We start from the raw sequence: 15,513 nt of genomic DNA, 5'->3' as shown, positions 1-15,513 counted from the left end.
GGAACTGCGGGAACTGCGGAAGCACCGCAACGGCGACACCGGGTAAGGCTCATTGTGAGGCCGCGCGGCGGGCCGGGCATCCCGGGCGAGCGCGGCCCAGGTACGACCCGGCACCGACCCGTCAGCGCGTCACCGCGGCGACGGCCGGTCGAGGAGCAGTGCGAGGACCTCGCGCCACCGCAGGGGCGGAGCGCCCGCCGGAGCGCCCGGCCGCCCCCGCGGCACCCGTACGCGCAGGGCGCCCGGACGGATGGCGCAGGTGACCGGCGTGGGCAGGGTCAGGGCCTCCCCGTCCACGGCGACGGGGATGCTCTCCGCGTCCGATGCGACGACGGCCCGCCGGGAGGTCAGGACGTGCAGGCCCGCCGCCCGCGGGCCCCGCAGCGCGACGTCGGCCGCCTGGGCGGCGTTGTTCACCCGGATCCCGATGACGCCCAGCACGCCCTGGTCGAGGCGTGCCCGGCGGGCGCCGACGGCCATGGGTTCCGGTGAGGAGTAGGGGTTGTTGCTGATCAGCAGCGCCTGCTGGGCTTCCAGGCGCGTGTCGTCGGTGGTCGCTTCGAGCGCGCGGCCGGCGTACCCGAGCAGCAGGTCGGGCAGGGCGCTCAGCGCCGAGTCCGCCTTGGCGTCCCGGTACTCCGGGCGCTGCACGACCTCCGCGTAGACACCGAAGGAGGCGGTGTTCACGAAGGCGCGGCCGCCCACGACGCCCAGGTCGATCCTGAGCTCCTCGCCGTCCGTCAGGGCGTCGAGGCACTGGGACGGATCCTCGCGGTCCAGCCCGAGGTCCATGGCGAAGTGGTTGCGGGTCCCCGCGGAGATCACCAGGAACGGCAGGCCGTGCTCTGCCGCCACCTCGGCCACCCGGGCCTGGGTGCCGTCGCCGCCCGCCACGCCGAGCAGGTCCGCCCCCTCGGCGACCGCCCGGCGGGCGAGGGCGGCGACGTCGGTGACGACCTCCGGGTCGAGCAGCAGCACCCGGGCGCCGAGCGCCTCGGCCTTCTCGACGAGGCCGAAGCGGCCGACCTTCCCGCCGCCGGACTTCGGGTTCATGATCAGCACCGGGTGGCGGGGCGGGTCGGAGGCGACCGCCCGCATGCCGGCGGGTGGCCGCGCCGCGCGCAGTGCGGTCCGCGCGCACACCCCGGCGGCGGCCCACAGCACGAGGGCGGACAGCGCCGTGGGCCACAGGTCGGCCCGGGCGTAGAGGACGAGGACGGCCACCGGCGCGGCCACGACCAGCACGGTCCCGGCGGCCCGGACCAGGCCGCGGTGGGCCACCAGCCACCAGGCGCCCATGGCGGCGAGGACCGTACCGGCCGCCCCGACCAGGACGACGATCAGCCCGCCGCCGGCGCCGGCCACCACCAGCACCACCAGTGCGCCCAGCGCACAGACCAGCGCCAGCAGGGCGAACAGCCGGGCGCGCCCGGGCGCGCCGCCGACAGGGTGCGAGAGCGACATGGTCCTCACGTCCTCCGACCGGGGCCCCGGCGCGGCCTACCGCTCCCGCCGGGGCGCGTTCCATCCGATCATCCCCCGAACACCCCCCACCGTCGACCCGCCGCTCGGCGGATCCGGACCCCTTCACACCCGCGCGGCCACACCGTAGCCTGACGGACCGTCAGATGTGGCCGCGTCCGCCTGGAGGTACGCCGTGCTGTTGCGAGGGAAGACCGTCATCGTCTCCGGCGTCGGGGCCGGGCTCGGGCATCAGGTGGCCGCCGCCGTCGTGCGGGACGGCGGGAACGCCGTGCTCGGGGCGCGGACCGAGGCGAACCTCGCCAAGTCCGCCGCCGAGATCGACCCCGCCGGCGCCCGCACCGCCCACCGGCCGACCGACATCGGCGACGAGGCACAGTGCGAGGCCCTCGCCGCCCTGGCCGTGGAACGGTTCGGAGGCGTCGACGCCGTCGTGCACGTCGCCGCGTGGGACTCGTACTTCGGCGGGCTGGAGGACGCCGACTTCGGGACCTGGCAGCAGATCATCGACGTCAACCTGCTGGGCACCCTGCGCATGACCCGGGCCTGTCTGCCCGCCCTCAAGGAACGCGGCGGATCCGTGGTCATCATCGGGACGCAGTCCGCCGTCGCCGCGCCCAACGAGGTGCAGCAGGCCGCCTACGCCGCCTCCAAGGGGGCGCTGACCTCCGCCATGTACTCCATGGCCCGCGAGCTCGGCCCGCACCGGATCCGCGTCAACACCGTGCTGCCCGGCTGGATGTGGGGGCCGCCCGTACAGGCCTTCGTCACCTTCACGGCGCACACCGAGGGCGTCCCCGAGGCCGAGGTGCACGCCCGTCTCGCCGAGCGCATGGCGCTGCCCGATCTCGCCACCGACGGGGACGTCGCCGACGCCGCGGTCTTCCTCGCCTCCGACCGCGCCCGGGCGATTACCGGCCAATCACTGCTGGTCAACGCCGGTGAGCTGATGAGATGACCCTCTCCTGCCCCGGGACGTCGGATCGTATGCTCGCCCCATGACCACTCCGAGTGAGGCTCCGACCGAAAACGCGATGCGCCGGGCGCTGCGACGGGCCCGAGACGGCGTCGCGCTCGACGCGGCCGAGGCGGCCGTGCTCCTCCAGGCGCGCGGCGAGGCCCTGCGGGACCTCGCCGCCTCCGCCGCCCGCGTCCGGGACGCCGGGCTCGCCGCGGCCGGGCGGCCTGGCGTCATCACGTACTCGCGCAAGGTCTTCATCCCCCTCACCCGCCTGTGCCGCGACAAGTGCCACTACTGCACCTTCGTCACCGTCCCCGGCAGACTCCGCCGGGACGGCCACGGGATGTACCTCTCCCCCGACGAGGTCCTCGACATCGCCCGCAAGGGCGCGGCGATGGGTTGCAAGGAGGCCCTCTTCACCCTGGGCGACCGTCCCGAGGACCGCTGGCCCGAGGCCCGCGAGTGGCTCGACGCGCACGGCTACGACGACACCCTCGCCTATGTCCGCGCCATGGCCATCCGGGTCCTGGAGGAGACGGGGCTCCTCCCGCACCTCAACCCCGGCGTCCTGTCCTGGTCCGAGCTTCAGCGCCTCAAGCCCGTCGCCCCCTCCATGGGCATGATGCTGGAGACCACCGCCACCCGCCTGTGGTCCGAGCCCGGCGGCCCCCACCACGGCTCCCCCGACAAGGAACCAGCCGTGCGGCTGCGCGTCCTGGAGGACGCGGGCCGCTCCAACGTCCCCTTCACCACCGGCGTCCTGATCGGCATCGGGGAGACGTACGCGGAGCGGGCCGACGCCTTCTTCGAGCTGCGCCGCATCCAGCGCAGCTACCACGGCATCCAGGAGGTCATCGTCCAGAACTTCCGCGCCAAGCCGGACACCGCCATGCGCGGCATGCCGGACGCGGAGCTGGAGGAGCTGGCCGCCGCCGTCGCCGTCGCCCGCCACATCCTGGGCCCGAGCGCCCGCATCCAGGCCCCGCCGAACCTGGTGGACGCCGAGTACGCCCTGCTCATCGGCGCGGGCATCGACGACTGGGGCGGCGTCTCGCCGCTGACCCCCGACCACGTCAACCCCGAACGCCCCTGGCCGCACATCGAGGAACTGGCCGCGCGGACCGCCGCCGCCGGCTTCGAGCTGCGCGAACGCCTCACGATCTACCCGGAGTTCCTCCAGCGCGGCGAGCCCTGGCTGGACCCGCGGCTGCTGCCGCACGTACGGGCGCTGGCCGACGCGGACACGGGTCTGGCGGAGGAGTCCGCGACCGTCGAGGGCCGGCCCTGGCAGGAGCCCGACGAGGGCTTCGCCGCGTACGGTGGCAGCGGCACCGGCCGTACGGACCTGCACGCCAGCATCGACACCGAGGGCCGCACCACCGACCGGCGCGAGGACTTCGACCACGTCTACGGCGACTGGGAGGCCCTGCGCGAGGCCGCGGCCCCCGGCATGGTCCCCGAACGTATCGACACGGACGTACGGGCCGCCCTCGCGCAGGCCGCCCACGACCCGGAGAGGCTGACCGACGCCCAGGCCCTGGCCCTGCTGCACGCGGACGGACCGGCCCTCGACGCCCTGTGCCGGATCGCCGACGACCTGCGCCGGTCCGTCGTCGGCGACGACGTCACCTACATCGTCACGCGGAACATCAACTTCACCAACGTCTGTTACACCGGCTGCCGTTTCTGTGCCTTCGCGCAGCGCCGCACGGACGCGGACGCCTACACCCTCTCCCTCGACCAGGTCGCCGACCGGGCCGCCCAGGCCTGGGACGTCGGCGCGGTCGAGGTGTGCATGCAGGGCGGCATCCACCCCGACCTGCCCGGGACGGCGTACTTCGACATCGCGCGGGCCGTGAAGCAGCGGGTGCCGGGCATGCACGTGCACGCCTTCTCGCCGATGGAGGTCGTCAACGGCGCGACCCGCACGGGCATGTCCGTACGGGACTGGCTGACGGCGGCCAAGGAGGCCGGCCTGGACTCGATCCCGGGGACGGCGGCCGAGATCCTGGACGACGAGGTGCGCTGGGTCCTGACCAAGGGCAAGCTGCCGACGGCTGACTGGATCGACGTCGTCACCACCGCGCACGAGCTCGGGATCCGCTCCTCGTCCACGATGATGTACGGGCACGTGGACCAGCCGCGGCACTGGCTCGGCCACTTCCGCACGCTGGCCCGCATCCAGCAGCGGACGGGCGGCTTCACGGAGTTCGTCACCCTGCCCTTCATCCACACCAACGCGCCCGTGTACCTGGCGGGCATCTCCCGGCCCGGCCCGACGGTCCGCGACAACCGGGCGGTGACGGCGATGGCGCGGATCCTGCTGCACCCGCACATCCCCAACATCCAGACGAGCTGGGTGAAGCTGGGGGCCGAGGGCGCGGCCGAGATGCTGCGCTCGGGTGCGAACGATCTCGGCGGGACGCTGATGGAGGAGACCATCTCCCGTATGGCGGGGTCGAGTTACGGCTCGTACAAGTCGGTCCGGGACCTGGTGGCGGTGGCCGAGGCGGCGGGCCGTCCCGCGAAGCCCCGCACGACGCTGTACGGGGAGGTCCCGCCGGAACGGCAGCAGGCGGCCCGCGCCTCGGACGGCCACCTGCCGGAGCTGTTGCCCGTACTGGACTGAGCGCGTCGGAGGGCGCCGGAGGGGGCGGCTGCGGCCGGAACTGTTCGTATTCCGGCCGCATGCCGTTCCGCTTCCGGTTTCGATCGTTCCTGTCCACTACAGTGCGGATTCGCATGCTCGGCGGGTACGGACAGGGACACCGGGCATCGGACGGACTGGTCAGCGGGGGGCGCGGTGCCGGGGGTGGACGACGTGATCGGTACGAACGACAACACGGCCGGCGGTGTTCCCGCGACGGCCGACGGCCCGGCAGGCCCGGCAGGCCACAGCCTCACGGGCACACCGAACGCCTCCAGCCCGGCAAGCGGCACGGGCGGCCCCGCCCCGGCCGGAGGCCAGGGCCCGGCGGACAACCCTGCCGGCCCTGCCGGCCCTGCCGGCCCTGCCGGAGGCAGGACCCTGGGGCGGGGGATCGTCACCGGGCTCTGGGGGCGGGTCGAGCAGCAGGACTTCCGTAGCCGGATCCGCGGCACGCTTCTCGGCGCGGCCCTCGGCGACGCCCTCGGCGCGCCCCTCGCAGGCCTCTCCCTCGACGCCATCCGCGCCGCACACGGCCCCGACGGCCTGACCGCACCCGCCGCCCACGGCCCCGACGGCCTGACCGGACCCGCCGTCGCCCACGGTCGCCGCGGCCGGGTCACCGCCGCCACGCAGCTCACCCTCTTCACCGTGGACGGGCTGATCCGGGCCCACGTACGCCGGGACACCGGCGCCTGGCACCCGCCGACCGACGTCCACCGCGCGTACCGCCGCTGGGCGGCGACCCAGCACGACTGGGGCCCCGACGAGCGCCGCGAGGACAACGGCTGGCTCGCGCAGCAGGAATGGCTCTACGCCCGCCGCGACCCCGACCGCGCCTGCCTGACCGGCTTCGGCGACGACGTCCTCGCCACCCTCGACCAGCCCAAGAACCCGGCCGCCCGCGGCGCGGCCGCAGCCGCCCGTTCGGCCCCCTTCGGCCTGCTGGTCGGCTGGGAGCCCGCCCTCGTCCTCCAGCTCACCGTCGAGTGCGCCGCGCAGAGCCACGGCCATCCCACCGCCCACCTCTCGGCCGGCGCCCTCGCCGTCATCGTCCACGGCCTGATCCGCGGCGACTCCCTCGACGCCGCCGTCCAGCGCGCCCTGGGACTGCTGGGCGCCCGCCCCGGCCACCAGCCCGTCACCGACGCCCTCCAGCGGGCCACGGCGGCCGTCACCCAGGGCCCGCCCGGCCCCGACGCCGTCGAAGCGCTCTCCCCCGGCGACGCCGCACCCGAGGCCCGCGACGCCACGCACTCCCTCGCCGTCGCCGTCTACTGCGCCCTGGTCGCCGAGGACATCGCCCACGGCCTGCGCCTCGCCGTCAACCACGGCGGCGACTCCGTCTCCGCCGGCGCCCTGTGCGGGGCCCTGCTCGGCGCGCTCCACGGCGAGACCGCCCTCCCGCCCGCCTGGCTCGCGGAGCTCGAAGGCCGCGCCACGCTCCTGGAGCTGTGCGACGACTTCGCCCTGGAGATGACCCAGGGCCCGGCCCTGCACGGCCCCTCGGCCTCCGGCTCCGCCTCCTCTCCCGGCTGGCTGGCCCGCTACCCGCGCGGCTGACCGGCACCCCGCCCCAGGCACCTGACGCCCCCTCAACAATCACGGGCTCAGCCCGTACCGTGGCGTTCCCACGTCTCGGAGGTGCCAGTGCCCATGCGGATCGCCACGACCGTCTTCCTCACCGACCGCACCGTCTCCCCCGTCCGTCTCGCCCGCGTCCTGGAGGAGCGCGGATTCTCGGGCCTCTACCTGCCGGAGCACACCCACATCCCGGTCTCCCGCGAGACCCCCGCCCCGATGGGCGGCGAACTCCCCGACATGTACGGGCGCACCCTGGACCCCTTCGTCGCCCTCGGCCAGGCCGCCGCGGTCACCGAACGCCTGCGGCTCGGCACCGGCATCAGCCTGATCGCCCAGCACGATCCGATCGCCCTCGCGAAGCAGGTCGCGACCCTCGACCACCTCTCCGGCGGCCGTTTCACCCTGGGCGTCGGCTACGGCTGGAACGTGGAGGAGGCCGCCGACCACGGAGTCGAGTGGCGCACGCGCCGCGACCTGGTCCGCGACCGGATGGCCCTGATGCGCGCCCTGTGGGCCCCCGAGCCGACGGCGTACGTGGGCCAGTTCTGCTCCGTCCGGGCCAGCAGCGCCCATCCGAAGCCGGCCCAGGCCCCGCGCGAACTCGGCCCCGGCTCCCTCCTGCACGGCCCCCGCACCCTGATCGGCGGCGCGGCCGGCCCGAAGCTGTTCGCCGCCGTCGCCGACCATGCCGACGGCTGGCTCCCGATCGGCGGTGGCGGCCTCACCGAGTCCCTCCCGGTGCTGCGGCAGGTCTGGGAGACCGCCGGACGCGACCCGAAGACCCTCCAGGTGGTCCCGTACGCGGTCCACCCCAGCCCGGGCAAGCTCGCGCACTACGCCGACCTCGGCATCGAGGAGGTCGTCCTCCAGCTCCCCTCGGCCCCCGAGCCGGAAATCCTCCGCGCCCTGGACGAATTCGCCCGGTACCTCTGACCTCCCCGCTCCCGTACAGCGGCGGGGCCCGTCCGATCGTGCGATCGGACGGGCCCCGGTTCACTTCCGCGGGATCCTCAGGCCGTGAACCAGCCGTTCAGGTCGGCGATCACGTCGGTCGAGCCGGAGTTGTTGTAGAACGTCACCCGGCCGTCCACGACGGGGACGACCACCAGGTTGGAGACGGTCTGCCCGGCCGTGAAGTTGAGGTTCGAGACGCCCGGCCGTCCGGTCCCGTGCGGGTGGACGATCAGGTGGCCCGCCTCCGTCGGGTTGGTGACGGTGACGTTCAGGACCACCGCGGTCACTCCCGTCAGCGGCACGCCCTCGACCCCGGCCACCTGCAGACTGACGATGCTGCCCCCGCGGACGGCTCCGGCGCGGGCGCCGGTCCCGTCACGGGTGTCGAGGAGCCGGATCGGCGCACCGGCCGAGAAGCCCGACCCCTCGGCCGCGTAGTAGCCGGTGACATCGGCGATCAGGTCCACCGAACCGGAGTTGTTGCGCAGGTCGACCTTGCCGTTCACGACCGGCACCGTCACCAGGTTGGGGACGATCTGTCCGGGCGTGAAGTTGAGGTTCGACACCCCCGGTGCCGCCTGCCCGTTGGGGTAGACGGTGACGTGTCCGGACTCGGTCGGGTGGACGGCGGTCACGTTCATGACCACCGCAGTGACCCCGCTCGCCGGGACGCCCTTCACACCGGCGACCTGGAGGGTGACGACCCCGCCCGGACCGACCCGCTGCTTGGTCGCACCCGTGCCGTCACGGGTGTCCAGGAACCGCGCGGGCGTGACCGGGTTCAGCGCGGAGCCGGCACCGGCCTTGTCCGTGTAGTAGCCGGTGACGTCGGCGATCAGGTCCACCGACCCCGCGTTGTTGCGCAGGTCGACCTTGCCGTTCAGCACCGGCACCGTCACCAGGTTCGGCACGATCTGCCCCGGCGAGAAGTTGAGGTTCGACACCGAGGGCCTGGGCTGCCCGTTCGGGTAGACCATCACGTGTCCCGCCTCGGTCGGCTGCACCGCGGTCACGTTCATCACGACGGCCGTGACCCCCGTCGCCGGGATGCCCTTGACGCCCGCGACCTGCAGGGTGACGACCCCGCCCGGACCGACCCGCTCCTTCTTCGCACCCGTACCGTCACGGGTGTCCAGGAACCGCGCGGGGCCGTGCGGCACGAACCGGCTCTCGGTGGCGGTCGTCGGCGCCGTCACCGTGTACGCCTTGGTGATCCGGTGCCCGATGTAGAGGCCCACGTCGTACAGGCCGGGCTGCAGGCCGGTCGCGTCCACGAGAACCTTCATCGAGGTCCCGTCAGGGCTCACCGAGAGCGGCTTCAGGTAGGGGCCGCCGGCGAACTGCGAGCCGCTCGGCATCAGCTGGAGGTAGGAGCCGAGGGTGAGGTCCACCCCGTGGACGACCGCCTGGTTCCACGTCCCGGCGGGCCCGGTCGCCGGGCTGATGGAGGTCACCCACGGGGCCGGCTGCTGCGGCCCGCTGCACACCGTGATGCAGGATCCCCGCATGGTGAACTCGACCGGCAGGACGGTCCTGGCCGCGCTCAGCATCAGCACGGCCTGGCCCGCCTTCGCGCCGCTCTCGACCGAGCACCGGGTGCTGAACCCGCCCTCGCACCGGTACCCGGACGAGGTACCGGAGCCTTCCCATCCCTGGGCGCCGAGCAGGCTCAGTTCGGGGGTGGCGGGGCTGGCGAGGTCGTTGGACGTGCTGTGTCCGGTCACGCCGAAACTCTGCGAGGGCTTCATGTCGACGACCGCGCAGTAGGCGGTGGAGGCCTGCGTCAGCACTCCGCTGCGCTCGGGGAAGCCGTCCGCCGAGATCCGGTTCGCGGTGCACTCGGGCACCCAGCCCGCGGACGTGCCGACCTTCCAGGTGTCCACGTCGGCGTGGACCGGCTTGCCCGCGTGGTTCTCGGTGTGGACGATCGCGACGTACGACGTGGATCCGGTGACCCGGCAGGCGACGGCGTACTGCCGGCACAGGAACCTGCCGCCGGAGTCGACCACCTGCAGCGTCGCTGAGGGGTCGTCCCTGACGCCGGCCGTCCGGGCGCTCAGCCAGAACTTGTCGGTGGTGGCGCCGGTGATCCGCACGCAGCGCGCGTCGAGCGGCGAGGTCAGGTCGAAGGGCACGGCCTGGCCGCCGACCTTCGTCGACACCGGGGCGGTGCAGTTCGCCGCCGCCGAGACGTCGCGCCGTGCCAGCTTGTAGGTGTCGGCCCCGCCGACCAGCATCACGGTGTACGGGGTACCGACGGTCAGGGGGCACGGCAGGACGGCGCCGCCGAGGCACGCGACGTTGCCCGCGGCGTCGGCGACATAGAAGGTCGCTCCCTCCCGGCCGACGGGCTGGGAGTAGGCCAGCACCTCGGCCGGCGAGTGCTGGTCGGCGGGCAGGCTCAGGCAGGACTGCCGGCCGTCGGCGGTCAGCGAGACCTCCGCTCCGGCCGATCCGTCGAAGCCGGTCCGCGGCCAGGACGCGCACCCCGCGGGCTCACCGGTCCGGTGGACCGCCAGGCCGTAGGCCTGTGCCGGAGTGCCGGTCAGGACGGCCCGGAAGGGCGCGGTACCGGTCAGCTTGCAGACGGGGTAGTAGCCGGAGTACTCGCACTGCTTGAGGCCGGCCGCGTCGTACACCACCGCGCTGACGGCCTTCCCGCCGGCGGGCGTCCGGTCCAGCAGGTACACGCCCTTGCCCGAGGCGGTCGGCAGGCTCAGGCACAGCTTCTGCCCGGGGCCACCGAAGGTGCCGGTCGCCGCCCCGGCGACGAGACCGTTGTCGTGGGTGGCGGTGCAGCCGCGGGTCTCCTTGGCGGAGTGCAAGGCCATGCCGAAGGCGGTGGGGGCCTCGGGCCTGGGAGTGGCCGCCCACGTGTGGTCTCCGGCGGGCAGGTCGCACGCGCCGTACTGGCAGAGTCCGGGTACTGCGGCACCGGCCGCGTCGAACAGCGTTCCGGCAGGGGCCGTACCGGAGGCGACGGGGCCGAAGGAGTGCCAGGCGGGCTGGGCGACCCGCAGGATCCGGCAGCGTGCGGTGGCGGTCAGGTCCGGGGAGACCCCGAACGCCTGCGGCTCCACCAGCGCGCAGCCCTCGGGCCGGGAAAGACGGGCCAGGGTGAGGTCGTAGGCCTGCTGGCTCGCACCGTCCGAGCGGACCGCCATCATCCGGAACGGCGCGGTTCCGGTGAGCTTGCAGTCGAGCGCGGCGCTCTCGGTGTTCAGCCAGTCGTAGCCACTGGCGCAGATCTGCTTGCCGGTCGCGTCGTAGACGCTGTGGTGGACCTCCTTCGAGGAGGAGTAGCTGCGCAGTACATCGTTCGCGGCCAGGCCCAGCGCGTAGCAGTCACCCGCCGAGCCGGCCGGCAGCGAGCCCTGGAACACCTTGGGCGCGCCGAGCCTGCGGTCGGCTGGAGCGACGGTGGTGCAGGTCGTGGACGAGGCCAGCGGCAGGTACGAGGTCCAGATCGAGGTCTGCGAACCCGTGCCGTTCTCGACCTTCATCGTGTAGGTGCCCGCCTGGGCGGCGGGGCAGCGGAACGCCCCGTAGGTGTAGTCCCCCGAGCCGCGCACGTGCTCGCAGGTCACGGTGGCGCCCGTGGGCGACACCAGCTTGGGCCGGAGGATGCCGGGCGAGGTGGCGAGCTGCAGGACGAGCACGTCCGGTGCGGGCACCGCGAAGGAGAAGGACGCCGTCGTGTTGGCCTCGACCGCACAGGTGACGATCGTGCTCGGCTGCAGGGCCGTCGGGCAGGCGCCGGCGGCCTGGCCGCTCTGCTGGAGCGAGCTCAGGACGGCCTCGCGGTCTCCCGCCGGATCCTTCTTCGGCGCGGCGGCCGTGGGGCCCGCCTCGGGGGCGGTGGCGACGGACGCGCCGGACTGCGGTGAGGCGGTGGTGGCCGTGGCGGCGGGCGGCTGCGTCGCCGCGGCGGCGGCCCCCGCCTGACCGGTGAACGACGCCAGTACGGAGAGCAGCAGGGCCCCGGAGGCGACCGCGGCCCTGCCCCTCCCCGGTCTCTCGCGCACTCTTCTGCCCATCGGCAGCAATCTCATGGAGCCCCCAGCTCAGCCGTCCTCGTCCTGTGTCCCTCACACGACGGGCAGGCGGAGCTTATCCACCCCCTAGAAGGGCTCCGCAGGGGGGCGCCTCCGGGCCAGCTCGGCCCAGACCGTCTTGCCGACGATGCGGTCCGTGACGCCCCAGTCGGTGGCGACGGCGTCCACGATGCGCAGGCCGTAGCCGGACTCCGCCCCGTACGCGTGCGGCTGCACCGCCGGGCGGCGGTCGCGGCGGGCGTCGGAGACCTCGATGCGCAGGACGTCCTCCAGGAGCGTCAGCTTCAGCTCGAAGTCCCGTCCCGAAACGCGGCCGTGGCGGACGGCGTTGGCGGCGAGCTCGGCCACGAGGAGCCCGGTGTCCGCGGACAGGCCGGTGGATTCGGGGAAGCCCCACGCGTCGAGCTCGACGAGGGCCAGCTGCCGTGCGAGCCGGGCCCCGCGGCGGGTGCTGGTGAAACGCTGAGTGAACACGCGTACGAGGGTCCGGGCGCGGCCGGAAGGTGCGGTCATGGGCGCCAACATCCCGCCCGAGCAGGCTCGTTCAACACCACCCGGACTCGTACAAACCAACTGTACGAGTCCGTTCCCTGGACAGGCGGAGTCACGGTGCGTGAACCTTCCTGTCGGGGAGGTGACCGCCATGGTGAGTGCCGAGGACAGCGGTGACGGCGAGGTCGAGCCGGACGACAACCTGCGCAGCTTCGGCGAGACGGTCAAGGCCTCCCGCAAACGCGCCGGCCTGACCCAGGAGCAGCTGGCGCCGCTGATCGGGTACTCGGTGCAGTACGTCGGCTCGGTCGAGCAGGGCCGCCGCCACCCGTCGCAGAAGTTCGTGAACAAGACGGAAGCGGTCCTGGACACCTTCGGCGTCATCGACATCGCCGCGAAGCAGCTGACGCGCCGGCGCGGCCTTGCCTCATGGTTTCGCCGGTGGGCGGAGTTGGAGGAGGGCGCCGTCATCCTCAACACCTACGAGTGCCGGTCCGTCCCTGGCCTGCTCCAGCCCGAATCGTACGCCCGGGCACTGGTGGACGCCGTCCTGCCGCCGCCCGCCTTCGAGGAGGTCGAGGAGCGCATCACAGCCAGGCTGGAGCGCCAGCGGCTGCTCTGCCGCACCCCCTACACCGTCTTCAGCTTCATCATCGACGAGGCGGTGATCCTGAGGCAGACCGGTGGCCCGGAGGTGAGCCGCCAGCTGATCGACCACCTGCTGGAGTGCGGTCGACTGCCCAACGTGGACCTGCAGATCATGCCGCTGGTCAGCCCCGAACACGCCGGTCTCGGAGGCGCCTTCCAACTCCTCGAAACCCAGGACCACGAATGGATGGGATACAGCGAGGGACAGCAGTCGGGCCGTGTGCTGACCGACCCGAAGGACCTCAGCCTCCTCCACCTCCGGTATGCCAAACTTCGCATCCAGGCCCTCAATCCGGCGGACACCGCCGGCCTGTTGATGCGAAGGCGAGGATCCCTGTGAAGAGCTCCCGGCTGCGGTGGTTCAAGAGCAGTTACAGCAGCGGCGACGGCGACAGCTGCGTCGAGGTCGCCCTCTCCTGGCACAAGTCCACGTACAGCGGCAGCGAAGGCGACAGCTGCGTCGAGGTCGCCGCCTGCCCCGGCGCCGTGCACGTCCGGGACTCCAAGGTGACGGCCGGCCCCGAGCTGGCCGTCACCCCGGACGTCTGGACCGCGTTCCTGGGCGGCGTCACCGCCACCCGCTGAACGGCGGCGCGGTCACCGCTCCCCGGTCTCCTCCTCGCCGGGGAACCGGGCGAGCGGGGCCTCGCGTGCGAAGAAGGTCTTGGCGCGGGTGATCGCGCGCTCGTCGTTCCGCACCTGGCCGGGGCGGGAGCCGTTGCCGAGCAGGACCCCGCCGAAGCGCATCCCCAGGTAGGCCGCGGAGTGGTTGAGGGCGGTGATCAGCCCGTCGGCGCGGGCCTCGTCCTCCTCGGCCATCGCCGTGACGCCCCACAGGGTGCGGCCGGCCATCCGCTTCTTGAAGTCCAGGCCGGGAACACCGAGCCAGCCGGACCAGTAGTCGAGGTAGCGCTTGGTGTTCGCCGAGACGGTGTACCAGTACAGGGGCGAGGCGATCACGATGTCGGTGGCCTCCAGGGTGAGCCGGCGCAGCTCCTCCTCGCGCCCGCCCACCGGCCAGGTCCCGTCCTCGTGGCGGCCGTCCTGGAAGTCGGGCAGCGGGTCCTTCGCCAGGTCCACCCAGCACTGCGGAATGTCGGCGGGCAGCTGCTCGGCCGCCGCCCGGGCGAGGATCTCGGTATTGCCGTCCGGGCGGGAGCTGCCGAGGACGAAGAGGAACGAACGGTCAGCATCGGTAAGTCTGTCGGTCGTCATGTGACCTGCAACTTCCGCTGCTTGCGGAGCCATTCCGTCCGCGTGCGGGCGGCCGAAATCCCCTCAAGGCCGCCACCGAGGCGGGCCGCGCCCTGGCGGACCACCTCGGCATGCCGTTCCACTTCCCTGGCCCGGACGGCCCGGACTACGACGCCCCGCGCCGGCGGCCCTGAGAGAGGACCGAGGACCGATCCCGTGCCCGGCGACGAACGCCTCCGGCCGCCGTACCGCTGCCCGTACCGGCCGGGATCAGTCGACCTTCGGGGTCTTCGGCAGCCCGGCGTCCAGGGCCGACCCCGCACCCCCGAGTGAGCTGTCGGTCGCCTTCGCGGCGGAGCCGACCGCGCCCTGGGTCACCGCGACCGCCGTCTTCGTGTCCTGGACGGTCTGCGCGGGGTGGTCGGCGATCTCGACGACGCGTCCGACGAGCGGCGCCGCCCCGGTCGCCGCGGACGGCTCGTCGGCGGCGTGCGCGGCGGGAACGAGTGCGAGGGCGGCGCCCCCGGACAGGACCAGGGCGGCAAGGGTGCGCTTCATGACAGTCATGCCCGTCCCAACGACCCCCCCGTCCCCGGGTCACCACCCGCCCACCCCTTTGGAGTGACTCCCTTCCATCCACCCCCACACCCATACAACACTTGCGTAATATGCCGCACCTGTCATACTCGGGAGGGAAGGTTCGTGGACTGGGACGTGATCATCGTGGAGCCTGCTCTTTCCTGGCTGCACAGCCTGCGGCGGGACGACCGGCCCACGCTGATTCAGATCAGCAAGGCCATCACGGCGCTGAGGCACGAGGGTCCAGCCATGGGTCGCCCCTTCGTGGACACCATCAGAGGATCCCGGTTGGCCAATCTCAAGGAGCTGCGCCCCGGATCGTCCGGGGGTACCGAAGTCCGGCTGCTGTTCGTATTCGACCCGCTGCGACGAGCGGTGTTCCTCGTCGGCGGAGACAAGGCCGGCGACTGGCAGGGCTGGTACCGGTCCGCGATTCCCCGGGCCGAGAAGGCGTACGAGGATTACCTGACGCAATCGGAGGAGGACACACCATGACACAGACACCCGACGGCTCTGCGCGGGCCGCCCGCTGGGAGGACGTCGTCGAGGACTTCGGCTTCTCCCCCGCCGAACGGGCGGAGATCGACCGCGGCGCGGCCGAGATGATCGCCGTCGTCCGCGCGCACCGACTGGCCGAAGTACGCAAGCGACAGCACACCACGCAGGTCCAGGTGGCCGAGGCCATGGGAGTCACCCAGGCCCGGGTCTCCCGGATCGAGAACGGGGAGCTCGCACGCAGCGAGGTCGAGACCCTCGCCGCCTACGTACGCGCCCTCGGCGGCAAGCTCAAGATCGTGGCCGAATTCGGGGACGAGCAGTACCTCCTCGGGTAGGCGGAACGGCCGCCGGGGACGCCGGCGGCCCCGGATCGGGGGGATCGATCCGGGGCCGCGGGGATGACTCGGCGGGTGCGTTCG

Annotated in this window: 13 protein-coding genes; 8 read left to right on the top strand and 5 right to left on the bottom strand. The window is 73.1% G+C overall.

What is annotated here, in order from left to right; translation table 11 throughout:
- Positions 1 to 129: 129 nt before the first annotated feature.
- The gene (locus AAT21_RS22825; RefSeq protein ID WP_046778807.1) at positions 130 to 1,464 is read right to left on the bottom strand and encodes a diacylglycerol/lipid kinase family protein; all 1,335 of its coding nucleotides are present in this window, start codon (positions 1,462 to 1,464) and stop codon (positions 130 to 132) included.
- A gap of 193 nt (positions 1,465 to 1,657) precedes the next feature.
- Between AAT21_RS22825 and AAT21_RS22820 the strand changes: the two genes are divergently transcribed.
- The 4 genes from AAT21_RS22820 to AAT21_RS22805 all read left to right on the top strand — a co-directional run bounded on the left by AAT21_RS22820 (position 1,658) and on the right by AAT21_RS22805 (position 7,607).
- The gene (locus AAT21_RS22820) at positions 1,658 to 2,440 is read left to right on the top strand and encodes an SDR family oxidoreductase (protein ID WP_046779024.1); all 783 of its coding nucleotides are present in this window, start codon (positions 1,658 to 1,660) and stop codon (positions 2,438 to 2,440) included.
- Positions 2,441 to 2,480: 40 nt separating this feature from the next.
- Entirely contained in the window at positions 2,481 to 5,072 is a 2,592-nt protein-coding gene (locus AAT21_RS22815; RefSeq protein ID WP_079025892.1) for a bifunctional FO biosynthesis protein CofGH, read from the top strand.
- Positions 5,073 to 5,471: 399 nt separating this feature from the next.
- Entirely contained in the window at positions 5,472 to 6,653 is a 1,182-nt protein-coding gene (locus AAT21_RS22810; protein ID WP_107081370.1) for an ADP-ribosylglycohydrolase family protein, read from the top strand.
- Positions 6,654 to 6,746: 93 nt separating this feature from the next.
- Entirely contained in the window at positions 6,747 to 7,607 is an 861-nt protein-coding gene (locus AAT21_RS22805; RefSeq protein WP_046778805.1) for an LLM class F420-dependent oxidoreductase, read from the top strand.
- Positions 7,608 to 7,684: 77 nt separating this feature from the next.
- Here AAT21_RS22805 and AAT21_RS39265 read toward each other — a convergent pair whose 3' ends face one another.
- The gene (locus AAT21_RS39265) at positions 7,685 to 11,665 is read right to left on the bottom strand and encodes a hypothetical protein (protein ID WP_157879772.1); all 3,981 of its coding nucleotides are present in this window, start codon (positions 11,663 to 11,665) and stop codon (positions 7,685 to 7,687) included.
- Positions 11,666 to 11,749: 84 nt separating this feature from the next.
- A complete protein-coding gene (locus tag AAT21_RS22795) occupies positions 11,750 to 12,196 on the bottom strand; it encodes an ATP-binding protein (protein WP_046778804.1) in 447 nt (148 codons plus the stop codon).
- A 130-nt stretch (positions 12,197 to 12,326) separates the two neighbouring features.
- Here AAT21_RS22795 and AAT21_RS22790 point away from each other — a divergent pair, with 130 nt between their 5' ends.
- Entirely contained in the window at positions 12,327 to 13,163 is an 837-nt protein-coding gene (locus AAT21_RS22790; protein WP_046779021.1) for a helix-turn-helix domain-containing protein, read from the top strand.
- Positions 13,160 to 13,408, top strand: a complete 249-nt coding sequence (locus AAT21_RS22785) for a DUF397 domain-containing protein (RefSeq protein WP_046778803.1) — start codon at positions 13,160 to 13,162, stop codon at positions 13,406 to 13,408. The genes AAT21_RS22790 and AAT21_RS22785 overlap by 4 nt, the downstream gene beginning before the upstream one ends.
- A 12-nt stretch (positions 13,409 to 13,420) precedes the next feature.
- Here the strand turns inward: AAT21_RS22785 and AAT21_RS22780 are convergent, their stop codons facing one another.
- Positions 13,421 to 14,038 carry a flavodoxin family protein gene (locus tag AAT21_RS22780; protein WP_046778802.1) on the bottom strand — a complete coding sequence of 206 codons (618 nt, stop codon included), beginning with the start codon at positions 14,036 to 14,038 and terminating at the stop codon, positions 13,421 to 13,423.
- Between the two features lie 249 nt (positions 14,039 to 14,287).
- The gene (locus AAT21_RS22775; RefSeq protein WP_235439108.1) at positions 14,288 to 14,575 is read right to left on the bottom strand and encodes a hypothetical protein; all 288 of its coding nucleotides are present in this window, start codon (positions 14,573 to 14,575) and stop codon (positions 14,288 to 14,290) included.
- Between the two features lie 144 nt (positions 14,576 to 14,719).
- Here AAT21_RS22775 and AAT21_RS22770 point away from each other — a divergent pair, with 144 nt between their 5' ends.
- Entirely contained in the window at positions 14,720 to 15,091 is a 372-nt protein-coding gene (locus AAT21_RS22770; RefSeq protein ID WP_046778800.1) for a type II toxin-antitoxin system RelE/ParE family toxin, read from the top strand.
- Positions 15,088 to 15,429 (top strand): helix-turn-helix domain-containing protein, encoded by a 342-nt coding sequence (locus AAT21_RS22765; protein ID WP_046778799.1) that lies wholly within the window; start codon positions 15,088 to 15,090, stop codon positions 15,427 to 15,429. The genes AAT21_RS22770 and AAT21_RS22765 overlap by 4 nt, the downstream gene beginning before the upstream one ends.
- The last annotated feature ends 84 nt before the right edge of the window (positions 15,430 to 15,513 follow it).

The organism is Streptomyces yangpuensis (assembly GCF_001005295.1).
Lineage (GTDB): Bacteria > Actinomycetota > Actinomycetes > Streptomycetales > Streptomycetaceae > Streptomyces > Streptomyces yangpuensis.
Note: the sequence above shows the minus strand (reverse complement) of the source record. Positions and strands in the feature narration are given on the sequence as shown.